Raw genomic sequence first — 24,467 nt, 5'->3', positions numbered from 1 at the left:
CCCGCAGCTGTTTTTTCTTTGTTCATAATCGTTTGCTGTTCAGCTTATTTGAAATATTGAATAAGGCCCTGGGTCACACCCTGGCTGACTTTCTCTTGATAAGAGGACGTACGTACGGTCTGTTCCTCACGAGCATCCGATATGAAGCCGAGCTCCAGCAATACGGATGGCTTCCTGTTCTCCCGGATCACGTGGAAGTTGCCATATTTAATTCCACGGTCTCTCAATCCCGTTTTCTGTACCATGCCTGCCTGAAGATCTGAAGCAAGATTTTTGTTCTTGGAGTGATAATAATACGTATTCAGTCCTGTTGCAGCAATGTAGAGAGGAGCGCTGTTATAGTGAAGACTGATAAATGCGTCGGCACTGGAAGCATTGGAATAATAAGTTCTGGCTGATAAAGCCACATACTCATCACTGCTGCGTGTCATCAGTACTTCTGCACCGGCCTGCTCCAGCTGTTTCTTCAAGATGTGGGCTGTACTTAACGTCAGATCACTTTCGTGACTGCCCGCTCTTCCGACAGCCCCTGAATCACGACCGCCGTGGCCGGGGTCGAGCATGATCGTTTTCCCTTTTAACGATCCCGAAGAGGAGCTGGTGTGCTGGGCACCTTTGGTGGTTTCTGTGACAATCCAGCCCGCTACATACGCGGTCATGCCGTTGAATTTAATTTTATACCAGCGGCCTTCTTCAGCAATGACATCGAATTGATCGCCTTTATGAGCCCGGCCTACAACTTTATACCCGGTGGATGGACCGCTGCGGATATTGGTGTAGTTATAGTCCAGAGTGACGGCTGTATTCGTTGTGGTCCCGGAGGAGCTGTTTCCACTCACAGGATCAACAAGCCAGCCTGCCACCCAGCCTGTCCGGCCGTTTCCCCACTTGATCTGGTACCAGCGATCTTTTTCGTTTATGTATTCATAAACTCCGCCTTTTTTAATCTGAGTAAGGATCGTCCCTTTTGTTGAATTCTGACTTCGAACATTCAAGACTGGTGTGTCTACTTTAATTTTTCCAATAACCGATTGACTGCCGGAGCTTTCATTGGATGACGAGCTTCCGGATGAGGAATTGGAAGATTTCTTCTGGGCAAGATAATCCCCATGTACCCAGCCTTTGATGCCGCCGTGCTGGATGTACACCCATTTTCCGCTCGACTTCTGCGGAGTTACGACATCGTTTTTCATCAAGTACCCTTTGATCTTTCCATTCAGTCCCGCCGATGAGCGGATCCTTAAGTAATCATACTTGGAATAATAAGTGCCGGAGGCCTGTGATGTTTCCTTCTTTACGGTGGTGAGCCATTCAGCCACCCACCCGGTTTTCCCATTCCAGTTGATCTTCAGCCAGTCGTTCTGTTTCTTGACAATGGTGTACGTTTCGTTGGCGTGCACCTGGCCGATGCGGTTGTAGCTCGTGTCAGGACCTGTTCTTACGTTCAGGTAATCCACCTGAATGACGGCTTGGTCTGCATGTGCTGTCCTGCCTTCAGCCTCCATCAAGCTGAAAGCTGCCAATAAAAAGACAATAAGAAAAAGTCCTTTTTTCAATAGTTTTCCACCTCCTGGTTCAACAGCTCCTTTCCACTATTCGACAAAAGCCTCCGGTATCCTTCATAGTTTGTTGATTTTTTTAATACTTTTATGGAATCATCAGCTTGACATAAGTGGAAAGGAGAATATATGATAGAAATCAATTCTAACATGAAACGAGAAAACCGTTGAGGGAAAAAGTAATCAGCACCCATGCGGACAGAGAGGGAATACCATAGGCTGAAAGTATCCCCCCGTCACGTGCAGACGAAAGACATTCCTTAGGTTCTATGTCGAAATTCTTAGAGTAGGCATAGACGTACACAGGCGTTAACTGTTTTGAGCGGGAGCTGCTGGAGGCTCCAATCAGGGTGGCAACGCGGTTTAATCCGTCCCTTTTCTGTAACAGGAAAAGGGGCGGATTTTTTTGTGGGAAAAAATGGTTGATATGACAGGAGGAATTTTAATGACGATCAATGCACCGAGAGGTACACAGGATATTCTGCCGGGTACATCAGAAAAGTGGCAGTACGTGGAGCAGAAGCTGGTGGATTTATGCCGCCGCTTTAATTATAAAGAAATCAGAACCCCGATTTTTGAACATACGGAATTGTTTCAGCGCGGGGTAGGGGACAGCACAGATATTGTACAAAAAGAAATGTACACGTTTGAAGACCGTGGAGGGCGCAGCATTACCCTTCGTCCAGAAGGCACAGCCTCTGTTGTCCGCGCTTACGTCCAGAACAAAATTTACGGCCTGCCGAATCAGCCGTCCAAATACTTCTACATGGGGCCGATGTTCCGGTATGAGCGCCCACAGCAGGGAAGAATGCGTCAATTCGTCCAGTTCGGCATTGAAGCACTTGGAAGTGACGATCCAGCTATAGATGCGGAAGTGCTGTCCCTTGCTTTGAATTCCTACAGGGAGCTGGGCCTTTCCTCCTTGAAGCTGGTATTGAACAGTCTTGGTGATGCCGAAAGCCGGGAAGCTCACAGAGCAGCGCTTGTCCGTCATTTCGACCCACACCGGGAAGAGCTTTGTTCCGATTGTCAGGTGCGTCTTGATCAAAATCCGCTGCGTGTGCTGGATTGTAAAAAAGACAAGGATCACCCGGCCATGGCAACAGCTCCTTCGATACTGGAATACTTAAATGATTATTCGAAAGATTACTTCGAGAAAGTGAAAAGTTACCTTGATGCGATGGGCATTGAATATGTGATAGATCCGAACCTCGTCCGCGGGCTTGATTATTACAACCACACCGCTTTTGAAATCATGAGTGAAGCGGAAGGGTTTGGCGCCATTACGACATTGAGCGGAGGCGGCCGCTACACGGGCCTCGTTCAGGAAGTCGGAGGTCCGGAAACGTCCGGCATCGGTTTTGCGATGAGTATTGAACGTCTGTTAATGGCACTGGAAGCAGAAGGTGTCGAGCTGCCGGTGGATGAAGACCTGGACTGCTATGTTGTGGCTCTTGGAGAGGAAGCCCAGGTCGAAGCGGTCCGTCTTGCAGATTCCATGCGCCTTGCCGGGCTTCAAGTCGACAAGGACTATCTGGGTAAGAAAATGAAAGCCCAGTTCAAATCGGCGGATCGTTTGAATGCGAAGTACGTGCTCGTCCTCGGTGAGCAGGAGCTCGAAAATGGAGTCATTAATGTGAAGGAAATGGCTACAGGGGAGCAGAAGGAAATCGAACTTGGCTCGGTAATTGAATATATGAAAGAACAAATGGCAGGAGGAAAGTAAGATGATACGAACTCAGAGCGGAACACTCCGCAAAGAACATATCGAACAGGAAGTTACATTGAAAGGGTGGGTACAGAAGCGTCGCGATCTGGGCGGCCTGATTTTCATTGATCTTCGGGATCGTTCCGGAATAGTCCAGGTGGTTTTCAACCCTGAAACCTCCCCGGAAGCCCTGAAGACAGCTGAAGACGTACGAAGTGAGTACGTGTTGGAAGTGAAGGGGCATGTGGTGGCACGTGATCCGAATACGGTCAATGCGAATCTTGGAACAGGGGAAATTGAAGTGGCTGCGCAGGACGTGACAATCCTGAACAAAGCCAAGACCCCTCCATTCATGATTGAGGAGCAGTCAGAGGTTTCTGAGGATCTTCGTTTGAAATACCGTTACCTCGATCTTAGAAGAAAAGAGATGCAGGAGACGTTCAAGATGCGTCACCAGACGACACAGTCTATCCGCAGTTTCCTTAACGAAGAGGAATTTCTGGATATGGAAACGCCGATGCTTACGAAGAGTACGCCGGAAGGAGCCCGGGACTATCTGGTTCCAAGCCGCGTTCATGAGGGCGAGTTCTACGCACTTCCACAGTCGCCCCAGCTGTTTAAACAGCTGTTGATGATTTCGGGCTTTGAAAAGTATTATCAGATCGCCCGCTGCTTCCGTGATGAGGACCTTCGTGCCGATCGCCAGCCGGAATTCACCCAGGTGGATATCGAAACATCCTTCATGAGTAAAGAGGATATCATGGCGATGACAGAGCGTATGATGAAGCGCGTGATGAAGGAAGTCAAAGGCATCGATATTGAAACTCCGTTCATACGTATGCCGTACACAGAAGCGATGGAGAGATTCGGTTCTGATAAGCCGGATACCCGGTTCGAACTGGAACTGGTCAACCTCTCAGACGTTGTGAAGGATTCCGGATTCAAGGTCTTTCACAGTGCCGTCGCCTCTGGTGGACAGGTCAGTGCGATTAACGTGAAGGGTCAGGCGGATGCCTTCTCCAGAAAAGATATTGATAAGCTGACCGAAGACGTCAAAGTATACGGAGCGAAAGGACTGGCCTGGCTGAAAGTGAAAGACGGGGAATTCAACGGTCCAATCGCCAAATTCTTCGCTGAAGAAGAGGCCGGAGCCATAAAAGATAAGCTTCAGGCGGAAGACGGAGACCTCCTTCTGTTTGTTGCGGATAAAACGGAGATCGTCTGGGACAGCCTCGGTTCCCTCCGCCAGAAACTTGCGCGTCGCCTCGACCTGATCGATGAAACGAAATTCAACTTCTTATGGGTAACCGACTGGCCGTTATTCGAATACGACGAAGAAGCAGGCCGCTATTTCGCAGCCCACCATCCGTTTACAATGCCTGCCGGCGGGGATGTCGAGGAATTGAAGAAAAACCCTCGTGATGTGATGGCAGAAGCGTATGACATCGTGCTGAACGGATATGAGCTTGGCGGAGGCTCCCTTCGTATTTATGAAAAAGAAATGCAGAATGAAATGTTTGATGTGCTTGGATTCAGCAGGGAGGAAGCAGAGGAACAGTTCGGTTTCCTGCTTGAGGCATTGGACTACGGCACGCCTCCACATGGGGGAATCGCTTTTGGTCTTGACCGCCTTGTCATGCTTCTTGCTGGACGCACCAACCTGAGAGATACGATTCTCTTCCCTAAGACAGCGTCTGCCTCCGATTTATTGACGGAAGCACCGGGCGCAGTCAGTGAAGCACAGCTGGATGAACTTCATCTTCAATTGAAGCCGTCTGATTCCAAAAAAACGGAACAGTAAATTTTCATCTTCATTCTTGATAAGCTTATGTAAATATGCTAAGATGAATTTACAAAATTAAAGAAACCAATCCTGATGTGTACGTTGTTCGAATGTACGTTTTGACCGAACATTTTTGATACGGGAGCCTGGTGTTTCTACATGGAATGCACGCCTCATAACCATCACTGATGGGAGGACGCAAGAAATGTGGAACAGGGCACCCACCTGCCTAGAGCGGGTTCAAAACTCATGATGCAACGGCACGATTGGGATTGGTTTTTTTATGCACAAAGAGGAGCTCTCTAAATAGAGAGCTCCTCTTTTGCGTTTAACGGGCGACATTTTCGAGGTTTCCGTTCTTTTCCATCCGGAACTGCGGCTTATAGTCCTGCTCAGGTTCTTCAAATAACACCATTTTTCTGGCTCTGTCCATAATCTGAATCAAGGCTTGATAGTCTTCTGTAACGGATTCCAGTTTTCTATGAAGCTGACTGTTCTGTTCAGAAAGGGATTTGTTTTCCTCTTCTAATTCATTGAGACGCGCCTGCACACTCGGCTGAGTGGAGGATTCCTGCTCCAGCCCTTTAAGAAACCGGATGACATCGTTCAAGCCGATTTCTTCAGATGCAGCTCTTGAGGTCATTTCCTGTTCTGCCTCCGGTTCTGGAAGTCTGAAATCTTCCGGATCAGGAGAAGGCGGGTAATAAGCGGCCGGCTGGGGTGTTTGGTAGGCCTGCTGTTCTTTGGCTTCTTTTCTCTTCTTTTCCTTGCGCTGTTTTTTAGCCAGTTCAACCGCCTGTTCGTACTTCTGGCGGACTTCAGCATTCCATCGGAACCCGCAGGCAGCGGACGTCCGATTCAACAGGTCTCCCACTTCATCGAAGGCTTTCAGTTGTGTGCTGCCTTCTCTAATGTGCCGCAGCACCGTTTCCGCTAATAGTAAATCGTCTTCATGAGACCAGGCATCCTGCCTTACTTTAGGCATCTTCATCACTCCTAAATCTAATTGAAAAGGTAATAGTTTGTCAGATTTAGTAGTAGTGTAGCCAACATAAGACAGGAATATACTCAGGTGGTCCGCTGTTTATTTATCCTGCTGTACACCTGTTCAAGAGCCTGTTCGAATTTTCCTGTCGTTTTAGGTTCATAATACCGCTTTTTCTTCAGGGAATCAGGAAGATACTGCTGATCGACCCAGGCATTTTCATAGTTATGCGGATATTGATAACCGATGCCGCGTCCCAGTGCTTCGGCCCCTTTATAATGAGCATCCTTTAAATGAGCAGGAACATCGCCGCTTTTTCCTTTGCGGATATCGGATAGGGCTGCGTCCAGCGCTTTGTAGGCACTGTTGGACTTTGGTGACAGCGCAAGCTCTGTAACGGTTACGGATAGAGGGATACGTGCCTCGGGAAAACCAATCCGCTCCGCAGCCTCAACAGCGGCAAGCGCCCTCGGACCTGCCTGCGGGTTGGCAAGACCGATATCTTCATAAGCAATAACGACAAGCCTCCTGGCGATGCTGTCCAGATCCCCCGCTTCTATCAAACGGCCGAGATAATGGAGGGCCGCGTTCACATCACTGCCTCTGATCGACTTTTGAAACGCTGATAACACATCATAATGAGCATCTCCGTTTTTATCATGGGAAAAGCTTTTCTTCTGCATGCATTCCTCTGCCGCTTCAAGGTCAATCATAATGGTTCCGTCTTTTTCCGGCGTGGAAAAGGCGGCGAGCTCCAGGCCGTTCATTGCAGAGCGGAGATCTCCGTTCGAAGCCCCTGCCAGGTGGTCGAGGGCATCGTCTGTAATCTCCATAGGTAAATGTCCAAGTCCTTTCGCTTCATCCTGAGCGGCCCGGGTGAGAGCCTGCTTAATTTCCTCTGTTGTCAGTTTATGCAGTTCAAACAAGTGACAGCGGCTGCGGATCGCCGGGTTAATAGAGTGGTACGGGTTGCTTGTCGTACAGCCGATTAAGGTAATCCGGTTATTTTCCAGATGAGGAAGCAGAAAATCCTGTTTCGCCTTATCCAGCCGATGGACTTCATCGAGGATGAGGACGAGCTGCCCGTGCATTTTTGCCTCTTCGACAGCGGCTTCCATATCTTTTTTCTTATCTGTAACGGCGTTTAACATTTTAAAAGGCATGCGCAGACTCTTGGCGAGTGCGGTTGCCATCGATGTCTTGCCTGTTCCGGGCGGTCCGAACAGGATCATCGAAGCCAGCCGTCCGGCTTTGACCATGCGGTTGATCGTTTTCCCCTCGGAAACGAGGTGGGATTGTCCGATAATTTCATGAATATCTGCCGGGCGCATCCGGTAGGCGAGTGGTTGCTGACTCATTGTTCATTCTCCTTTAAGAGGTGATAAATGTAAGCGTAGAATGATTGCACATAAAATGCAAGGGACTTGCCATCCATGCTATAATAGCGTTTGGTATAATAGAGAGAGGAGGATGGCCGTGCAATCGACCACGAATAAAAGGCGTACCCTGTGGCTTCGCTGGAGCTTTTTTTGTATGGGATTGATCATCCTCGGGCTTGGCATTTCGATGACCATGCAGGTCAAGGACTTCGGAATAGGTCCGTGGGACGTGTTCCATTACGGCCTTTTCCTGCAGCTGGGACTGACAGTTGGAACATGGTCCATTATCGCCGGTCTTGTTATTGTCGTTGTAAGTGCAGTACTGCAGAGAAAATGGCCTCAGATCGGGACCATTTTAAATATGGTTTTTATAGGTGTATTTATTGATTTCTTTAACTGGCTGCTGCCGGAACCCGACGTGTTGTGGATGCAGCTTGTCGTATTTATTTCAGGGATTTTTGTCACCGCTCTTGGTATTGGGATCTATGTGGCCCCTGAAATTGGAGCAGGTCCGAGGGACAGCCTGATGCTGTTGATTACAGATAAAACAGGGTGGAAGGTTTCGAGTGTCCGGAATGGTATAGAAATCATCATTGCTGTTTTTGGTTTTCTGCTGGGTGGACCTGTTGGAGCAGGGACCGTATTCATTGCTTTGTTTTTGGGGACATTTGTAGGATATACACTTCCTCATGCAAAAAGTTGGCTGCAGTTTTTAATAATGAAGGGTGAAGTATATGAAGATATCTACGAAAGGCCGTTACGGGCTGACCATTATGATTGAACTGGCAAGAAAGTTCGGGGACGGTCCGATTTCCCTGAAACAGATTGCCAGGGACAATGACTTGTCCGAGCATTATCTGGAGCAGCTGATTGCTCCATTAAGAAATGCCAGTTTAGTGAAAAGCGTCCGCGGAGCGTATGGCGGCTATATGCTGACGAAAGCCCCGCACGAGATTACAGCCGGTGATGTCATCCGTGTTCTGGAGGGACCGATCACTCCGGTGGAAGGTATTGAAAATGAAGAGCCTGCCAAACAGGCGCTGTGGAAAAGAGTCAGGGATGCCGTAAAAGATGTGCTGGATACGACAACTCTTGAGGATTTGAAAGATCATGTAGATGATCAGACGCAGGACGCCTATATGTTTTACATTTGATTCATTGGAGGGAAATTTATGAAATCCATTTATTTGGATCATGCGGCGACGACACCTGTCCATCCGGATGTGGTGGAGGCGATGGTTCCTGTCTATCAGGAAACGTTCGGCAATCCTTCCAGTGTCCATCAGTTTGGAAGGAAAGCAAGAAGCATCCTGGACAAGGCGCGTCGTAAAGCGGCATCCAGCCTGAATGCGCATGAAAAGGAAATTGTGTTTACAAGCGGCGGTACAGAGGCGGATAATCTGGCTGTCATCGGTACGGCCCGTGCAAATAAAGATAAGGGAAGTCATATCATTACCACTTCGATTGAACATCATGCTACATTACATGCAGTCGAATTTTTAGAAACAGAAGGTTTTGATGTGACCTACCTACCTGTGGATGAAAACGGCCACGTTCAGCTGGAAGACATCAAACAGGCGTTAAGGGAGGACACTATCCTCGTTTCGATCATGATGGTCAACAATGAAACAGGAGCTGTCCAGCCGATTGCAGAGACAGCAGAACTGTTAAAGGATCATCAGGCTTATCTTCACTCGGATATCGTACAGGCCTACGGGTTGATGGAGATTGATGTGAAGGAACTCGGTGTCGATCTTCTCGCTGTGTCCGGTCATAAAATCAACGGCCCGAAAGGTGTCGGCTTCCTTTATGTGAAGGAGGGCACCGTCCTTTCTTCCCAACAGTATGGGGGAGAGCAGGAGCGGAAACGCCGGGCGGGTACAGAAAATGTGCCGGCAGTCCGCGGGCTTCAGGCGGCGATTGAAGTGATGGAAGCCAATCGTTCGACGTATCAGGAAAAGTATCTTCATTATAAAAGAAGCTTTATCCAGACATTGAAGGATCAAGAGGTTGCGTTTGAAGTGAACGGAAACGAAGAGACGACCGCCGCTTCCATTGTGAATATCAGTTTTACCGGCATGAACGTGGAAACGCTGCTTACGAACTTCGATCTGTCAGGGATCGCCGCTTCCAGCGGGAGTGCCTGCACAGCGGGTTCTGTGGAGCCCTCCCACGTGCTGACGGCCATGTTCGGCCCTGGTCATCCGAAAACGACAAACTCGATTCGATTCAGTTTTGGTCTCGCTAATGATGAAGGTGATGTTATAGAAGCGGCTGAGAAAATCAGCCAGATCATCAAGCGTCTCGCTTGATTTAAGGAAGGTGAAAGATAATGAAAGAACCGAAAGACACCCGCGTCGTCGTCGGTATGAGTGGTGGGGTGGACTCCTCCGTAGCGGCACTGATGCTCAAAGAGCAGGGGTATGACGTTGTGGGTATTTTTATGAAAAACTGGGACGATACAGACGAAAATGGCGTCTGTACAGCAACGGAAGACTATGAAGATGTCATCCGTGTCTGTAACCAGCTGGACATCCCGTACTATGCCGTGAACTTCGAAAAGCAGTACTGGGATAAAGTATTTACCTACTTCCTCGATGAATATAAAAAAGGCCGGACACCGAACCCGGACGTGATGTGTAATAAAGAAATCAAATTCAAGGCGTTCATGGATCATGCCATGTCCCTGGGGGCCGATTATCTTGCAACCGGTCACTATGCACAGGTCCGTGAAAAAGATGGACACTTTGAAATGCTGCGCGGAAAAGACAACAATAAAGACCAAACGTACTTCCTGAACCAGCTTTCCCAGGATGTATTGTCGAAAGTCATGTTCCCGCTCGGCCATCTGGATAAAAAAGAAGTGCGTGCCATCGCCGAAGAAAATGATCTGGCTACAGCCAGGAAAAAAGATTCCACCGGCATCTGCTTCATCGGTGAGCGGAACTTCAAAGAGTTCTTAAGTGAATATCTGCCTGCGCAGCCGGGACGTATGGAAACGCTGGATGGAGAAGTGAAAGGACAGCATGACGGTCTGATGTACTATACGCTTGGCCAGCGCCAAGGTCTTGGAATCGGCGGTGCCGGTGATCCGTGGTTTGTCGTTGGAAAGAATGTAGAAGATAACATTCTTTATGTCGGACAAGGTTTCCACCATGATGCTCTCTACTCTGATGGTCTGATGGCTTCAGAAGCGAACTGGACGAGTGGAAAAGCACCGGAAGCTCCATTTGAGTGTACAGCGAAATTCCGCTACCGTCAGGATGACAGCCGTGTAACGGTGTACCCGGCGGAAAATGGAAACTGGAAAGTGGAATTCCACGAACCAGAGCGTGCCATCACTCCGGGACAGGCGGTCGTCTTTTATGACGGAGAGATCTGCCTTGGCGGTGCGACGATTGATACCGTATTGAAAGAGGATACAGCCCTCAACTATGTAGGATAATAAAAAAGTCATGTCCATCTTGGGAGGGGCATGACTTTTTTGTGTGATTCGTATTAAAATGAACGTTGGAAAAGGAGTGGATAACATGGATAAGTTAAAGCAGGGAATCGAGGAAATGCAGAACCACAATTATGAGGAGGCAGCAAAACTTTTTACAGAAGCCATTGATGAAAATCCGAACGAGCCTGTAGGGTATATTAATTTCGGAAACCTGTTGATGCATATGAACGATAACGACCGGGCGGTGCGTTTCTTCAACCGCGCCATTGAAATCGATAAGACGGCTGCCACCGCTTATTATGGTCTCGGCAATGCTTATTACGAGCAGGAGAAATATACGAAGGCGCAGGAGCAGTTCCTTCTCGCTGTGAAAAACGGCCTGGAGGAAGCGGATGTGCATTTCATGCTCGGTATGACCTTCATTCATCAGGAGTATGTCAAACTCGCTCTCCCATACCTTTTACGGGCAGCTGAACTGGCTCCGGACGATGTGGATGTTCAGTTCCAATACGGCCTCTGTCTCGCGCAGAACGGGCAGATTGATGCGTCTGAAAAGGTGATGAATCATGTGCTACAATTGGAGGAACAGCATAGTGATGCGCATTATAACCTGGGCGTAGTTGCGCTTCATAAGGAAGATGCCCGCAAAGCTCTGGATCATTTCCGTCAGGCATTGGAGATCAATCCTGAGCATATGCTCGCTGCTCATGCGAAAAGTCAGGTGGAACAGGCGTTAAACGAGTAAGAACGAAGGAGAACGATGGATATGACTCAACAATCCTTTTTTAGCGAAACGAATGAAGACGAACGTCCCTATGTCAAGGGGGAGCTCAATCGGATGATTTTTCACAACGAGTCGGAGCATTTTTCCATCGCCTCTATTAACGTGAAGGAGACGAATGAGTCCTTTGAAGAAAAAACGCTCGTCATCAAAGGGCATTTTTCCCCGTTGGAAGAAGGGGAGACCTACATCTTCCACGGTTCATTCAAAGATCATAAAAAATTCGGCAAACAGTATGAAGTAGAGATGTACAACCGGGTGCTCCCTGAAACTAAGGACGGCCTCATTCTATACCTTTCCAGTGATCTTTTCCACGGGATTGGAAAGAAGACCGCTGAACGGGTGGTGGACACCCTTGGTGAAACAGCGGTCACCCGTATTCTTGAGGACAGGGATGTGCTTGATCAAGTTCCGAAGCTGCCGAATGAAAGAGCAGATCAGCTGTATGAGGCGTTAAAGAAGCACCAGGGATTTGAACATGTCATGATCCATCTGTCTCAGTACGGTTTCGGTTTGAAGCTTTCTCAGAAAATCTATGAAGCGTTTAAGGATCAGACGCTTTCCATCATTGAAGAGGACCCTTACCAGCTGGTCTTTCACGTAGATGGATTCGGTTTCCATCGGGCCGATGAAATGGCACAGATGCAGAACCTTTCTTACGATCACCCTACGAGAATCCGGGCGGCCTGTCTTTATGTGATGCAGAAAAGTATGAGTGCCGGACACGTGTATCTTCCTACAGAAGAATGCCTCCTTCAGGTGGAGAGCCTGTTGAACCATGGGTCTGGGACAGCGATTACCTTCGATCAGCTGTCCGAGCAGATCATCCATCTTGGGGAGGATAAGTTTCTTTATATCGAGGATGAGCGTCTCTACCTCCCTTCGCTCTATTTTGCAGAGAATGGCTTCCGCGGTCATATTGAACGGATCATGGAGGAAGAGGTGGAAGTGACGCACACCCAGGCGGACTTGATGAAAATCATCGGTGATCTGGAAGAGGAAGAAGCGATGAGCTATGGGGAAGATCAGTTCAATGCTATCGAAAAAGCCCTTCACTCCAAGCTGATGATTCTCACAGGTGGACCAGGGACAGGGAAGACAACGGTTATAAAAGGTATTATCCATACGTATGCCGCTTTGAACGAAGAGACAGTGAACCCGGAAGACTATCGTGGGGATAAGACCTTTCCGTTCATTCTTGCTGCACCCACAGGCCGGGCTGCGAAACGGATGACCGAATCCACAGGGCTGCCGGCCAGTACCATCCACCGGCTTCTTGGCTGGGATGGTCATGACTCCTTTGAGCGCAACCGCAATAACCCATTGGAAGGGAAGCTTTTGATTGTTGATGAATTTTCAATGGTCGACATATGGCTGGCCAACCAGCTTTTCCGTGCTGTTCCCAATGATATGCAGGTGCTGCTTGTAGGAGATGAAGATCAGCTGCCATCGGTCGGACCCGGTCAGGTGCTTGCAGATTTACTGGCTTCCGGACAGCTTCCTTCTTCCAAACTGACAGAAGTGTACAGGCAGAAGGAAGGGTCGAAAATCATCCAGCTCGCGCATGAGATTAAAAATGATGCGTGCACCCAGGCTTCGCTTCAAAAAGAGCATGATTTCAACTTTATTCCAGCTAAAGAACACCAGCTGGCCGATCTTGTGACCAGCATTGTGAAAAAAGCAATGGATAAAGGCATCGATGCGAAGGACCTTCAAGTGCTTGCGCCGATGTATCGGACAGATGTTGGTATTCATAAGCTCAATGAAACGATTCAGCAGACGGTAAATCCGCAAAAGAAGCAGAAGCGTGATTTAAAGCATTTTGAAGTGACTTACCGTAAAGGGGATAAGGTCATCCAACTTGTCAACCAGCCGGATGACGGTGTTTATAATGGCGATATCGGAGAAGTAGCGGCTATTTTCCGTGCGGAGGAGAACGTTGATGGTGTCGAACAGGTCGTTGTGGATTTTGACGGAAAGGAAGTCGTGTATCCGAAGAAGGAATTGAACAGCATTATGCATGCCTACTGTACGTCGATCCATAAGTCGCAGGGCAGTGAGTTTTCCATTGTTATTCTCCCTGTGGTGAGGAGCTATCGGCGGATGCTGCGTAAAAATCTGCTGTACACGGCGATTACAAGGTCCAAACAGTCCCTGATCATCTGCGGGGATAAAGACGCCTTTTTAGAAGGAGTCCGGGCGACGGACACGAATACACGGTATACAAGACTTAAAGACAAGCTGCAGGAACAAAGTGCACCTGAGATTGAGCCGGAAGAGGAAGAAGAGCAGCTGTCTCCTTATGACTTTATGTAGGAGAGGATTGCAGTGAATCATAGATTAGGACTGTCAGGGAGTACGATTTTATCCGATACGCACCAGTTTTCTTTTCTATTTGAACGCGGCCTGGACCATGTCGAAATCGGAGAGTTTCCAGACGAAACCTCCTATGAGACGTTCAAGGAAATGGCAGAGGATCACCAGCTCAACAGCTTCGGTATCCATTCGCCTCTCCTCCGGGGGAGGAGCAAGTACGATTTGATTGAACGTGTGGCTGTGGACCCGGAGGAGGCCCGTCATTCATTTGAACGGGAAGTGGCCCGTCTTGCTGAGGAAAGGGCTTCCTACGTGCTCGTTCATTTCCCGTATTTTGCGGGAACCTCGACCAGCCCTTTTCAAGAAATCGAAGAAGGATTGAAATTTTTACATAGATTGAAAGAAACCTATGCGCTTCCAATCGTGTGCGAGCCCAAACTCGGCCGTAACCGTTCAGGTAAGGGAATAGATTATCTCCGGCAGTTCCCTGTTGAATTGTGGGAGCGTTACGGCCTCGATATCTGTGTCGATCTGGGGGACTACCGCATGGCGGCTGGAGAGGATTGGCGTTCGTATGTGGAGCCTCTTCTGCCTTTTACGTCTGTCGTCCATCTTCACAACGTCTGTTATGTCGAAGACAAGTATTATTGGATTCCGCTTCATCCGGACAAAGGGAGATGGAACGGTGCTTATGATATGGAACCCATGCTGCAGAAGCTCCGGGAAGGCAGAGAAAAATACTTCATATTCGAACACACTCCCCATATGAATCCAACACCGGAAGAAGTGGATGAAGGCATCCGCTGGGTGAGGGACGTGCTCAGCCGGGTATGAATTTCCTTCATAGGGACATACTGATAGGTAAAAAAGGAGTATGTCCTTATGCGGTGCCCAAATTGCAACAATAAGAACCTAGGAAAAATCGGCAGTGAGCAGTATTACTGCTGGAACTGCTGTCTGGAGCTTTCGGTGGAGGATGGCCGAATCAACATTAACCAGATTGAAGAGGATGGCAGTCTGAGCTCCCTGAATGATATCTTTTATCAACAGGGATCCTGATGATTCATGAGTGAGCGTTCTTCCAAATGGCTCAAACGGTTAACCATCTTCTTTATTACCTTGTTGTCTCTTCTGCTTCTGGCCTGGCTTTTTCCTTATTATGACCAGGGGCTTTTGGTGATCGGAAAGGTCCTGTTCCCTTTTGCTGCATCCCTTGTTCTTTCCCTGCTGCTCCATCCGCTCGTACACGGACTTGAGGAAGCAGGTGTGCCCCGGACATTAGCCATCCTTGTGATCTTTTCAGCCTTTTTTACACTGGCGAGTTACGGGTTGTACAAAGGAATGCCAAGGCTGCTGGATCAATTGAAGCTTCTCAATGAGCATCTGCCTGCTCTTGTGGAATCTTATCAAGGGTGGACGAAGGAACTGTATGCCCAGACCGAGCGGCTCCCGGATGGAATTCATGAAAAAATGGATCAGCGTTTTGAAGCCTTTGAAGGCTGGATCAGTCAAAAAGTAATGACGGTTTTTACAGGAATCAGCGGTCTTTTCAATATGATTCTGCTGCTTGCTGTGATTCCTGTGATGACCTTCTACTTTTTAAAGGATTATCAAATGATCGGACGGTACTTACTCACGCTGCTCCCGCGCACGTGGCACAGCGAAGCGGGGCGTCTGACTGTTCAACTGAATCACTCGCTTGGCGGATATATCCGGGGGCAGCTGTTAATCAGTCTTGTCGTCGGGGTACTGGCAGCCGCTGGGTTTTGGCTGATCGACCTGCCCTACCCACTCGTCCTTGGGTTAATTGCGGGGCTGACCAACATCATTCCGTATTTCGGTCCGATTTTGGGGGCTGTGCCTGCTGTGGTGGTGGCGGTAACTGTTTCGGTCAACAGCCTTCTGCTTACACTGCTCGTCGTCATCGTGATTCAAGTGATTGAAGGGAATCTTTTGTCTCCGTATATTATGGGGAGGAGCATCCACACCCACCCGCTGTTCATCATCTTCGCTCTTTTACTCGGAGGTGAAATCGCGGGGATTCCCGGGTTGATTCTGGCTGTTCCAGTCTTGACGTGCCTGAAGGTTATTGTTGATGAAGTCCGGGCTGGACGGCTTCATATTGACAGGTGAAGGACACTTCACTATAATTACGTTTAGCGTAGACTTTTTGAACGAAGAAAACGATGAAGGAAACGAGTAGGCATCCTTTTCATGGACAGAGAGGCGTGTTCCCGGCTGTAAAACACGCTGCATGATTGTGCCGAACGCTATTCCGGAGTGCGGTTAATCCCCGTCGTAGTCATGCCGCGTTACAGGCATTCCAAGCTGACAGGTGCAGAACCTGTAACCAGGGTGGTACCGCGGAAAAACTCCCGTCCCTGCCGATGATGGCAGGGACGGGAGTTTTTATTTTTCTTCGTTCGTTACGGTCTCTCTATGTATACTTAAGGAGGTAGCTCTATTATGAGAAATTTGACATCTGCTGACGTACGTCAAATGTTTCTGGACTTTTTTAAAGAAAAAGGCCACAGTGTAGAACCCAGCGCATCGCTTGTTCCACATGAAGATCCGACGCTTTTATGGATCAACAGTGGTGTAGCGACATTGAAAAAATATTTCGACGGCCGCGTTATTCCGGACAACCCGAGAATTGTCAACGCCCAGAAATCCATCCGTACCAACGATATTGAAAATGTCGGCTTCACCGCCCGCCACCATACGTTTTTCGAAATGCTTGGTAATTTTTCCATCGGTGACTATTTTAAGAAGGAAGCGATGGCATGGGCCTGGGAATTCTTAACGAGTGACAAGTGGATCGGGTTTGATCCTGAGAAGCTGTCCGTAACCGTTCACCCCGAAGATGATGAGGCGTTCCAAATCTGGAGAGACAGCATTGGACTTCCGGAAGAGCGCATCATCCGCATTGAAGAAAACTTCTGGGATATCGGCGAAGGCCCGAGTGGACCAAATACAGAGATTTTCTATGACCGCGGGGAAGCCTTCGGCAGCGACTCCAACGATCCGGAATTGTATCCAGGCGGTGAGAACGAGCGTTACCTGGAAATCTGGAACCTTGTATTCTCCCAGTTCAACCACAATCCGGATGATACCTACACGCCGCTTCCGAAGAAAAACATTGATACAGGAATGGGTCTTGAGCGTATTGTCTGTGTCATCCAGGAAACGGATACCAACTTTGAAACCGACTTGTTCAAGCCGATTATTGAAGCAGCTGAGAAAATGACGTCACACAAATACGGGGACAGTGTTGAAGGTGATTCTTCCTTCAAGGTCATCGCAGACCATATGAGAACGGTCACCTTTGCTGTGAGCGATGGAGCACTGCCTTCAAACGAGGGACGCGGGTATGTCCTCCGCCGCCTGCTTCGTCGTGCGGTTCGTTTTGCCAAGCAGATCGGTATTGATAAGCCGTTCATGTATAAGCTTGTACCTGAAGTGTCCAACATCATGGTCGACTTCTATCCAGAAGTGAAGAAGAAGGAAGCATTCATTCAGAATGTCATCCAGACAGAAGAGGAACGTTTTCACGAAACACTGAATGATGGTCTGCAGATTCTTTCTACGATCATGAAAGAGGAAACGGATAAAGGAAGCACGGTATTCCCGGGAACTGAAGTGTTCCGACTGTATGATACGTACGGATTCCCGAAGGAACTGACGGAAGAGTATGTAGCTGAGGCCGGCTTTACCATCGATGAAGAAGGCTTTAAGCAGGAGATGGAAAAACAGCGGGAACGTGCCCGCAGTGCCCGCCAGAAAACAGATTCCATGCAGGTCCAGGATGGTGTGCTTGGTGAGGTTCATGTCGACAGTACCTTTGTCGGTTATGATAAGCTTACAGCTTCTTCCACAATCGTCGAATTGATCAAAGATAAAGGGTTTGCAGAGAAAGCAGAGGAAGGCGATACGGTGTATCTTTTCCTTGCAGAAACACCGTTCTATGCAGAAAGCGGCGGACAGATGGCGGATAAAGGCTTGATTAAGACGGAGGAAGGCCTTCTTGAAGTCACGAATGTGCAAAAGGCTCCGAACGGACAGCATATGCACGAGGCGGTCGTGAAAGAAGGAAGGATAGAAAAAGGGGCACAGGTCACAGCAGAAGTCGACCAGGGCAGTCGTTCCTTCATTGTTAAAAACCATACGGCGACCCACCTGCTTCACCAGGCGCTGAAAGATGTGCTCGGAGAGCATGTGAACCAGGCCGGATCTCTCGTTGCGCCGGATCGTCTGCGATTTGATTTCTCTCATTTTGGTGCGGTAACCAATGAAGAAATGGAAAAAATCGAAGCGATTGTCAATGAAAAGGTATGGCAGTCCCTACCGGTTTCCATTGAAATCAACTCCATAGAGGAAGCTAAAGCTAAAGGAGCGATGGCGCTCTTTGGCGAAAAGTATGGGGACACGGTCCGCGTCGTTCAAGTAGGGGACTACAGCCTGGAGCTGTGTGGCGGCTGTCACGTGCTGAATACAGCAGAAATCGGTCTGTTCAAGATCGTATCGGAATCAGGAATCGGAGCAGGAACACGCAGAATTGAAGCAGTGACTGCGAAAGATGCCTATCTTTATATGAATCAGAAAGCTTCTGTCCTGAAGCAGGCCGGTGCTCTATTGAAGGCATCTCCGGAACAGGTGCCGGAGCGCATTGAAACGCTTCATAAAGAAATGAAGGATCTTCAGAAGGAGAATGACTCCTTGAGCGCGAAGCTGTCCAATATGGAGGCAACAAGTATCCTTGATGAAGTAGAGCAGGTCAATGGTGTGAACGTACTGGCTAAGCAGGTGGATGTGAAAGATATGAACACACTCAGAACCATGGTTGACGACTTGAAGCAGAAGATCGATTCAGGCATTATCCTGCTGGCTGCTCCAAACGGTGAAAAAGTGCAGCTGATTGCCGGAGTATCCAAAGATCTAATTGACCAGGGCTATCATGCCGGTCAATTGATCAAAGAAGCAGCCACCCGCTGCGGCGGTGGTGGTGGAGGCCGCCCCGATATGGCTCAGGCCGGAGGGAAGGACGCTTCCAGGATTCCGGACGCGCTTGAATACGCCAAAGAGTATGCCGGTCAAAACTCTTAGTTTTTACTGAACGGTATTTAGGTATATAATGGAGTAAATACATTTTTGTGCGAGGTGACCGAAATGAGTTCAATGGATAAAACGATGCGGTTTAATTTTTCAGAAGAACCCTTCGATCAGGATGTCCAGTCTGTGCTGCTTTCTGTTTACGGGGCACTGCAGGAGAAGGGATACAATCCCATCAACCAGATTGTAGGTTATCTGCTTTCGGGCGACCCTGCCTACATTCCCCGTCATCAGGATGCACGGAATTTGATTCGAAAGATTGAACGTGATGAACTGATCGAAGAATTGGTCAAATTTTACATTAATGAGAATAAAGAGGGCAGTAAATGAAAAAAATAGGTTTGGATGTGGGCGAGAAAACGATCGGCATTGCCGTATCGGATGCCTTAGGCTGGACAGCCCAGGGGCTTACAACGCTGCACTGGGATGAACAGGACTTCTCCACAGCGCGGGAAGAGCTGAAGCGGATTATTGCCGAGCATGGGATTACGGAAGCCGTTGTCGGCTTTCCGAAGAATATGAACGGCACCGTCGGCCCGCGTGGGGAAGCCAGCCAGGCTTTCGCCACATGGATGGAAGAAGAATTTCAGCTCACGTCCCATTTGTGGGATGAACGTTTGACGACAATGGCAGCCGAACGTGTGCTGCTTGATGCTGACATGAGTCGGAAGAAAAGAAAGAAAGTTATCGATAAAATGGCGGCTGTCATGATTTTACAAAGCTTTTTAGATGCAAAACGATGAGGAGGATGTCTGTATGGCACTAGAAAAAGAAGAACGTATTATTATCCCTGATGAGAATGGGGAAGAGCATTTATTTGAAGTCTTGTTTACCTTTGATGTGGAGAAGACCGGTCATTCCTATATTGCTGTCATCCCGGCTGAACAAAAGGATGGCGAGGAAGTCGAAGTTTTTGCTTTCCGCTTTGAAGAGAAAGGCAATGAGGAAGACGATCTGGCCCTTTACCAGATCGAATCCGATGAAGAGTGGGAAATGGTTGAGGAAATGCTCAATACGCTTACAGACGAAAACCTGACGTAAGAAATGAAGAAAAGACTGCCGGAAGCTTCCGGCAGTCTTTTTTGTATATCCTTGAAGGGGAGAGGGAAGAATGGAGCCATCGCCCCCGGCGTCCATTGTTGAAAATTCCGGGAATATGTAGAAAGATTCTCTCTACTTATAGTATAATGTACCGGATGAAAGGAGGAAGTCCGTTGTCTAATTCTGACTTTAAATCCCAATACCAAAAGAAATTAAAGAATAGAATCGAAGAAGCCGGCAAAGTAAGGAAGATTGTTGCCATCATTCTTACGGTTTTCACTCTAGTTATGCTTATTGTAGGAATATCCGGCTACCTCTATGTGAAATCCGCCCTTGAACCTGTTGATCCAGGAAATGATAAGCAGGTGGATGTGGAAATCCCTCTTGGTTCCTCTACTTCCAATATCGCTTCCATCCTTGAGGAGAACGGAATCATTAAAAATGATATGATTTTCCGATTTTATACCAAATTCAAAAACGAGTCTGGTTTTCAGGCAGGAGATTACCAATTCACTTCCTCGATGACCTTGGATGAGGTGATTGAATCCCTGAAGTCCGGAAAGCTGGTCAAAGACCCTGCTCTCACAGTGACTGTTCCTGAAGGCCGGAATATGGAGCAGATTGCTGACATTTACGCAGAGGAGTTCTCCTTTACTGCTGAAGAATTCATGGACAAAGTCAATGATGACGCGTATGTAAAAACACTGATGGAAGACTATCCTCAGCTTCTTACAGAAGATATTCTGGAAGAGGACGTCCGTTATCCTTTGGAAGGATACTTGTTTGCAGCGACTTATCCGATGTATGTCGAGGATCCAAGTATCGACCAGATTGTGAGGAAGATGCTGGATCAGACAAACAAAGTGGTGGCCCCGTATTACAGTCAAATCGAAGAATTGAATAACATAGAAAATGTGCACGATCTTGTAACGATGGCATCCCTGTTGGAAAACGAAGCACGTACAGCAGAGAGCCGGCAGAAGATTTCCGGTGTCTTTTATAACAGGCTCGAAGATGATATGATGCTGCAGACGGATCCTACTGTCCTGTATGCAAAAGGCGAGCACCAGGAAAAAGTGTACTACAAGGATCTGGAGATTGAGTCACCTTATAATACGTATCATGTGAAAGGCCTGCCTGCCGGGCCGATTTCGAACTTCAATAAAAACTCTCTTGAGGCCGCTGTTAAGCCGGAGGAGCACGATCACTTATACTTCCTTGCGGATAGTGAAGGTGAGATTTACTATGCTGATACCCTCGAGGAGCACAACAAGTTGAAGGAAGAGCACATTAATTAATAAGCGCAGGGAGACCTGCCTGAATAAGAACGGTACATGTTTACATGTGCCGTTCTTTTGTGTAATCCTCTCCATGTGAGAATGGAAACGGTTGAAAGGTGATGCTGCTCCGGCCGTTTATGAGCCGCATGTTGTGGTGATTCTGAAGTTTCTGTAAACAAAGGCAGCCCCAAAGAACAATGGCGTTCCCTTAGCGATTTGTGTTAAAATAGTGGGGTTGTAAAAACGATGTAAATTTGATGTGAAGGGATGAAGCAGGATGGAGCAGGAGAATTATCTACAGTCATTGCTCTCTAAGCCTTCCAAACCATTTCAAGATATGGAGTCGTTTGCTGAAGAACATAAGATACCGATTATGGAGCCGCTGGGGATGAATTTCCTTATGCAGCTGATCCGTATGCAGAAGCCGGAGCGGATTCTGGAAATCGGAACAGCGATCGGCTATTCAGCTCTATGTATGCTGGAGGCTTTTCCTACAGCCCGAATTACGACTGTTGAAAGAGATGAATGGCGCTATAAGGAAGCCTTGAAAAATATAGAACACATGCAGGCAGAGAACCATATTTCTGTCATCTTTGGAGACGCTCTGGAAACAGGCGGCCAGGTGCGCACAGAAGGGCCGTATGATGTGCTGTTCATTGATGCAGCCAAAGGGAAGTATGAGGAATTTTTCCACTTATATGCTCCGATGCTGAAGGATGACGGGGTCATAATCACTGATAACGTCCTGTTTAAGGGTTATGTTGCTGATGACCGGTCAGCCAGTCCACGTATGGCAAAAATAGCGGGTAAAATCCGTAAGTTCAACGAATGGCTTGTGAAGCACCCGGATTATGATACAACGATTGTTCCTATCGGGGACGGCGTTGCCATTACAAAGAAAAAGAGCAGTCACAGCTGACTCGCGGATGGGATGAAAGGAGAACCATGTAACTATGAACGATAAACCAGTAGTCATTGGTGTAGCGGGCGGGACAGGTTCTGGGAAAACGAGTGTAACCAGATCCATTATCCAGCGTTTCACTGATAAAACGTTATTGATGATCGAGCAGGACTATTATTATAAGGATCAGAGCGATGTACCATTTGAGGAAAGACTTGAAACGAACTATGATCATCCGCTCGCCTTTGATAATGACTTGTTAATGGAACACCTCCAGCAGCTGATCGACCAGAAATCTGTTGAAAAGCCGGTGTATGATTACAAGATGCATACCCGTTCAGAAGAGACGATCCACGTGGAGCCCAAGGAAGTCATCATCGTTGAGGGAATCCTTGTTCTAGAGGATGAACGCCTCCGTGATCTTATGGATATTAAAGTGTTTGTGGATACAGACGCTGATGTCCGGATTATCCGCCGGATGATGCGGGATATTAATGAGAGGGGACGCACCCTTGACTCAGTCATTGATCAGTATATTAATGTCGTCCGGCCGATGCACCTTCAATTTGTAGAACCTACGAAAAGGTATGCGGATATTATCATTCCAGAAGGTGGGCAGAACCACGTAGCTATTGATTTGATGGCTTCGAAAATCAAGACGGTTCTCTATGAAAAGGGTTTACTGATAGACGAAGAAAATAGTTGAAATACTGGCAAAAATCTGGCATAGTTTTCAATAGTAGTTCTAAAATTTTATGTCCTCGGGTAAAGTATAGTAAATCTCTACAATGAGCGTACAGATGTACTGCTCATTTCCTATATTAAGGACATCTCATTTTTTCTTGTACTAAAGGAGTGTAGACGGACCATGGCAGAAGAAAAAAGTTATTATATGACAGAAGAAGGAAAACAGAAGCTCGAAGATGAGCTTCATCACCTGAAAACAGAGCGCCGTAAAGAAGTGGTGGAACGGATTAAAATTGCCCGCGGCTTCGGCGACCTTTCCGAAAACTCGGAGTATGACGCAGCAAAGGACGAGCAGGCCTTTGTTGAAGCACGGATTACGCAGGTGGAAAATATGATCCGTAATGCTGTTATTATTGAAAATGACAATCAAAACCCTGATACAGTAACAATGGGTAAATCCGTAACCTTCAAGGAACTTCCTGACGGAGATGAAGAAACGTACACCATCGTCGGCAGCGCAGAAGCTGATCCTTTCGAAGGGAAAATTTCCAACGATTCTCCTATGGCCCAAAGCCTGATCGGCCACGAGGTCGGTGACAAAGTGAAAGTTGCGACACCGGGCGGAGAAATCGACGTTCAAATTATTACGGTGGAATAGAAAGAAAGGCAGGGGCTCCCCCTGCCTTTTTCTTCATTCCTGTGCATACACCAAAGGGGAGCTGTTATTCCCCGGGAAATAGAGAGGACCTTGGATGGATTGGTCATTACAGCCGGATATTGTATAATAAACGGCGTATTCAAAGGAGGAAATGAGCATGGCGGATAAACATACATCCGAGTCCCGTACCGGGCGTTTTGAGAAAAAGCGTCAATGGACCAAACGACTTCCGTGGCTTGCAGGAGCAGCCGGGGTATTTGTAGTGTTGTTGATTTCTCTGATATTATTTAACGGAAATGATCAGACCGGACAAGCTCAGAAACCGGAGGAAGAACAGCAGACCGCAATTACTAAAAGTGATACTGAGGAAGTACAGAAGAATGAATCGCCGGAAGAACCTGAAGAAGAAGCCGATCCTGATAAAACAAGTGTGTCTATGGAAGGTTTTGAGGAATTGGAGCCTATTAAGGAAGAAGAAGGCGTGCAGATAGAAGAAAGTGACAACCCGAATGTTGAAAGTGTCGTAACAAAGGACTGGCCGGTTATCCCGACAGAAATGGACACAAACGGCAGCCACAGCATTACGTACCAAGAGGGTACTCAGGACTATAAAGAGCTTCAGGAAGCTGCCAGAAGCGCTGTGAACCTTTCTGAGGACAACATTATTTATTGGTGGGTCGGAAACGACGGAGGCCCGCAAAGAGCCGTCGTCACCGTTTCTGATAAGAATGAAACCGGATATCTCCGGGTGTATGTCCAATGGGTGGACAACGAAGGATACAAGCCGGTGAAGCTGGAAGTATTAAAAGAAAAAGTCGTGAACAGATAGAAAGGA

Annotated in this window: 23 protein-coding genes, 1 other RNA gene and 1 other annotated feature; of the genes, 21 read left to right on the top strand and 3 right to left on the bottom strand. The window is 47.9% G+C overall.

What is annotated here, in order from left to right; genetic code table 11:
* Positions 1-44: 44 nt before the first annotated feature.
* The gene (locus tag GLV97_RS05565) at positions 45-1,556 is read right to left on the bottom strand and encodes an SH3 domain-containing protein (protein WP_160889198.1); all 1,512 of its coding nucleotides are present in this window, start codon (positions 1,554-1,556) and stop codon (positions 45-47) included.
* A 161-nt stretch (positions 1,557-1,717) separates the two neighbouring features.
* Positions 1,718-1,938: a binding site (T-box leader), on the top strand.
* Between the two features lie 66 nt (positions 1,939-2,004).
* Here GLV97_RS05565 and hisS point away from each other — a divergent pair.
* The 3 genes from hisS (at position 2,005) to ssrS (ending at position 5,327) form a co-directional block, all read left to right on the top strand.
* Positions 2,005-3,285, top strand: a complete 1,281-nt coding sequence (gene hisS / locus GLV97_RS05560) for a histidine--tRNA ligase (protein WP_160836215.1) — start codon at positions 2,005-2,007, stop codon at positions 3,283-3,285.
* A 1-nt stretch (position 3,286) separates the two neighbouring features.
* On the top strand, positions 3,287-5,068 hold the full coding sequence (aspS, locus tag GLV97_RS05555; RefSeq protein WP_160889197.1) for an aspartate--tRNA ligase: 1,782 nt from the start codon (positions 3,287-3,289) through the stop codon (positions 5,066-5,068).
* A gap of 66 nt (positions 5,069-5,134) precedes the next feature.
* Positions 5,135-5,327, top strand: a non-coding RNA gene (ssrS, locus tag GLV97_RS05550) — 6S RNA.
* Between the two features lie 51 nt (positions 5,328-5,378).
* Here ssrS and GLV97_RS05545 read toward each other — a convergent pair.
* Both GLV97_RS05545 and GLV97_RS05540 read right to left on the bottom strand, forming a co-directional pair.
* Positions 5,379-6,035: an RsfA family transcriptional regulator gene (locus GLV97_RS05545; protein WP_160889196.1), complete on the bottom strand. Its 657-nt coding sequence runs from the start codon at positions 6,033-6,035 to the stop codon at positions 5,379-5,381.
* 83 nt (positions 6,036-6,118) lie between these two features.
* Positions 6,119-7,393 carry a replication-associated recombination protein A gene (locus GLV97_RS05540; RefSeq protein ID WP_160836212.1) on the bottom strand — a complete coding sequence of 425 codons (1,275 nt, stop codon included), beginning with the start codon at positions 7,391-7,393 and terminating at the stop codon, positions 6,119-6,121.
* Positions 7,394-7,511: 118 nt separating this feature from the next.
* Between GLV97_RS05540 and GLV97_RS05535 the strand changes: the two genes are divergently transcribed.
* The 18 genes from GLV97_RS05535 to GLV97_RS05455 all read left to right on the top strand — a co-directional run bounded on the left by GLV97_RS05535 (position 7,512) and on the right by GLV97_RS05455 (position 24,461).
* Positions 7,512-8,195, top strand: coding sequence for a YitT family protein (locus tag GLV97_RS05535; RefSeq protein WP_337192723.1), 684 nt, complete (start codon positions 7,512-7,514; stop codon positions 8,193-8,195).
* Entirely contained in the window at positions 8,149-8,568 is a 420-nt protein-coding gene (gene cymR, locus GLV97_RS05530; RefSeq protein ID WP_027955302.1) for a cysteine metabolism transcriptional regulator CymR, read from the top strand. Before GLV97_RS05535 ends, cymR begins: the two co-directional genes overlap by 47 nt.
* A gap of 18 nt (positions 8,569-8,586) precedes the next feature.
* Entirely contained in the window at positions 8,587-9,726 is a 1,140-nt protein-coding gene (locus GLV97_RS05525; protein ID WP_160889195.1) for a cysteine desulfurase family protein, read from the top strand.
* 20 nt (positions 9,727-9,746) lie between these two features.
* Positions 9,747-10,859, top strand: coding sequence for a tRNA 2-thiouridine(34) synthase MnmA (gene mnmA, locus GLV97_RS05520; protein ID WP_160840695.1), 1,113 nt, complete (start codon positions 9,747-9,749; stop codon positions 10,857-10,859).
* Between the two features lie 85 nt (positions 10,860-10,944).
* Positions 10,945-11,604: a tetratricopeptide repeat protein gene (locus GLV97_RS05515; protein ID WP_160889194.1), complete on the top strand. Its 660-nt coding sequence runs from the start codon at positions 10,945-10,947 to the stop codon at positions 11,602-11,604.
* A gap of 21 nt (positions 11,605-11,625) precedes the next feature.
* Positions 11,626-13,956, top strand: coding sequence for an ATP-dependent RecD-like DNA helicase (locus GLV97_RS05510; RefSeq protein WP_160889193.1), 2,331 nt, complete (start codon positions 11,626-11,628; stop codon positions 13,954-13,956).
* Between the two features lie 12 nt (positions 13,957-13,968).
* On the top strand, positions 13,969-14,790 hold the full coding sequence (locus GLV97_RS05505) for a TIM barrel protein (protein WP_160889192.1): 822 nt from the start codon (positions 13,969-13,971) through the stop codon (positions 14,788-14,790).
* Positions 14,791-14,838: 48 nt separating this feature from the next.
* Complete coding sequence (locus GLV97_RS19770) at positions 14,839-15,015, top strand: hypothetical protein (RefSeq protein ID WP_202409600.1); 177 nt, start codon at positions 14,839-14,841, stop codon at positions 15,013-15,015.
* Between the two features lie 6 nt (positions 15,016-15,021).
* Complete coding sequence (locus GLV97_RS05500) at positions 15,022-16,089, top strand: AI-2E family transporter (RefSeq protein WP_160889191.1); 1,068 nt, start codon at positions 15,022-15,024, stop codon at positions 16,087-16,089.
* A gap of 333 nt (positions 16,090-16,422) precedes the next feature.
* The gene (gene alaS / locus GLV97_RS05495; RefSeq protein WP_160889190.1) at positions 16,423-19,059 is read left to right on the top strand and encodes an alanine--tRNA ligase; all 2,637 of its coding nucleotides are present in this window, start codon (positions 16,423-16,425) and stop codon (positions 19,057-19,059) included.
* Between the two features lie 63 nt (positions 19,060-19,122).
* Entirely contained in the window at positions 19,123-19,395 is a 273-nt protein-coding gene (locus tag GLV97_RS05490; RefSeq protein ID WP_027955310.1) for an IreB family regulatory phosphoprotein, read from the top strand.
* The gene (gene ruvX, locus GLV97_RS05485; RefSeq protein ID WP_160836203.1) at positions 19,392-19,808 is read left to right on the top strand and encodes a Holliday junction resolvase RuvX; all 417 of its coding nucleotides are present in this window, start codon (positions 19,392-19,394) and stop codon (positions 19,806-19,808) included. Before GLV97_RS05490 ends, ruvX begins: the two co-directional genes overlap by 4 nt.
* A gap of 13 nt (positions 19,809-19,821) precedes the next feature.
* Positions 19,822-20,106, top strand: a complete 285-nt coding sequence (locus GLV97_RS05480) for a DUF1292 domain-containing protein (protein WP_160836202.1) — start codon at positions 19,822-19,824, stop codon at positions 20,104-20,106.
* Between the two features lie 173 nt (positions 20,107-20,279).
* Positions 20,280-21,404, top strand: coding sequence for an endolytic transglycosylase MltG (mltG, locus tag GLV97_RS05475; protein ID WP_237416817.1), 1,125 nt, complete (start codon positions 20,280-20,282; stop codon positions 21,402-21,404).
* 259 nt (positions 21,405-21,663) lie between these two features.
* The gene (locus GLV97_RS05470) at positions 21,664-22,305 is read left to right on the top strand and encodes an O-methyltransferase (protein WP_160836200.1); all 642 of its coding nucleotides are present in this window, start codon (positions 21,664-21,666) and stop codon (positions 22,303-22,305) included.
* Positions 22,306-22,339: 34 nt separating this feature from the next.
* Positions 22,340-22,993 carry a uridine kinase gene (udk, locus tag GLV97_RS05465; RefSeq protein ID WP_160836199.1) on the top strand — a complete coding sequence of 218 codons (654 nt, stop codon included), beginning with the start codon at positions 22,340-22,342 and terminating at the stop codon, positions 22,991-22,993.
* Between the two features lie 162 nt (positions 22,994-23,155).
* Positions 23,156-23,632: a transcription elongation factor GreA gene (greA, locus tag GLV97_RS05460; RefSeq protein WP_160836198.1), complete on the top strand. Its 477-nt coding sequence runs from the start codon at positions 23,156-23,158 to the stop codon at positions 23,630-23,632.
* A 157-nt stretch (positions 23,633-23,789) separates the two neighbouring features.
* Complete coding sequence (locus GLV97_RS05455; RefSeq protein ID WP_160840684.1) at positions 23,790-24,461, top strand: YrrS family protein; 672 nt, start codon at positions 23,790-23,792, stop codon at positions 24,459-24,461.
* Positions 24,462-24,467: the final 6 nt, after the last annotated feature.

The organism is Halobacillus litoralis, assembly GCF_009856355.1.
Classification (GTDB): domain Bacteria; phylum Bacillota; class Bacilli; order Bacillales; family Halobacillaceae; genus Halobacillus; species Halobacillus litoralis_B.
This window is presented reverse-complemented; position numbering and strand designations above follow the sequence as displayed.

What these genes read in the sequence shown, in the direction of transcription:
- GLV97_RS05510 (WP_160889193.1), top strand. Translation starts at nt 11,626, where the DNA reads ATGACTCAACAATCCTTTTTTAGCGAAACGAATGAAGACGAACGTCCC.
- GLV97_RS05480 (WP_160836202.1), top strand. Translation starts at nt 19,822, where the DNA reads ATGGCACTAGAAAAAGAAGAACGTATTATTATCCCTGATGAGAATGGG.
- hisS (WP_160836215.1), top strand. Translation starts at nt 2,005, where the DNA reads ATGACGATCAATGCACCGAGAGGTACACAGGATATTCTGCCGGGTACA.
- greA (WP_160836198.1), top strand. Translation starts at nt 23,156, where the DNA reads ATGGCAGAAGAAAAAAGTTATTATATGACAGAAGAAGGAAAACAGAAG.
- GLV97_RS05490 (WP_027955310.1), top strand. Translation starts at nt 19,123, where the DNA reads ATGAGTTCAATGGATAAAACGATGCGGTTTAATTTTTCAGAAGAACCC.
- mnmA (WP_160840695.1), top strand. Translation starts at nt 9,747, where the DNA reads ATGAAAGAACCGAAAGACACCCGCGTCGTCGTCGGTATGAGTGGTGGG.
- udk (WP_160836199.1), top strand. Translation starts at nt 22,340, where the DNA reads ATGAACGATAAACCAGTAGTCATTGGTGTAGCGGGCGGGACAGGTTCT.
- GLV97_RS05525 (WP_160889195.1), top strand. Translation starts at nt 8,587, where the DNA reads ATGAAATCCATTTATTTGGATCATGCGGCGACGACACCTGTCCATCCG.
- aspS (WP_160889197.1), top strand. Translation starts at nt 3,287, where the DNA reads ATGATACGAACTCAGAGCGGAACACTCCGCAAAGAACATATCGAACAG.
- GLV97_RS05540 (WP_160836212.1), bottom strand. Translation starts at nt 7,393, where the DNA reads ATGAGTCAGCAACCACTCGCCTACCGGATGCGCCCGGCAGATATTCAT.
- alaS (WP_160889190.1), top strand. Translation starts at nt 16,423, where the DNA reads ATGAGAAATTTGACATCTGCTGACGTACGTCAAATGTTTCTGGACTTT.
- GLV97_RS19770 (WP_202409600.1), top strand. Translation starts at nt 14,839, where the DNA reads ATGCGGTGCCCAAATTGCAACAATAAGAACCTAGGAAAAATCGGCAGT.
- GLV97_RS05500 (WP_160889191.1), top strand. Translation starts at nt 15,022, where the DNA reads ATGAGTGAGCGTTCTTCCAAATGGCTCAAACGGTTAACCATCTTCTTT.
- GLV97_RS05545 (WP_160889196.1), bottom strand. Translation starts at nt 6,035, where the DNA reads ATGCCTAAAGTAAGGCAGGATGCCTGGTCTCATGAAGACGATTTACTA.
- GLV97_RS05470 (WP_160836200.1), top strand. Translation starts at nt 21,664, where the DNA reads ATGGAGCAGGAGAATTATCTACAGTCATTGCTCTCTAAGCCTTCCAAA.
- ruvX (WP_160836203.1), top strand. Translation starts at nt 19,392, where the DNA reads ATGAAAAAAATAGGTTTGGATGTGGGCGAGAAAACGATCGGCATTGCC.
- cymR (WP_027955302.1), top strand. Translation starts at nt 8,149, where the DNA reads ATGAAGATATCTACGAAAGGCCGTTACGGGCTGACCATTATGATTGAA.
- GLV97_RS05455 (WP_160840684.1), top strand. Translation starts at nt 23,790, where the DNA reads ATGGCGGATAAACATACATCCGAGTCCCGTACCGGGCGTTTTGAGAAA.
- GLV97_RS05515 (WP_160889194.1), top strand. Translation starts at nt 10,945, where the DNA reads ATGGATAAGTTAAAGCAGGGAATCGAGGAAATGCAGAACCACAATTAT.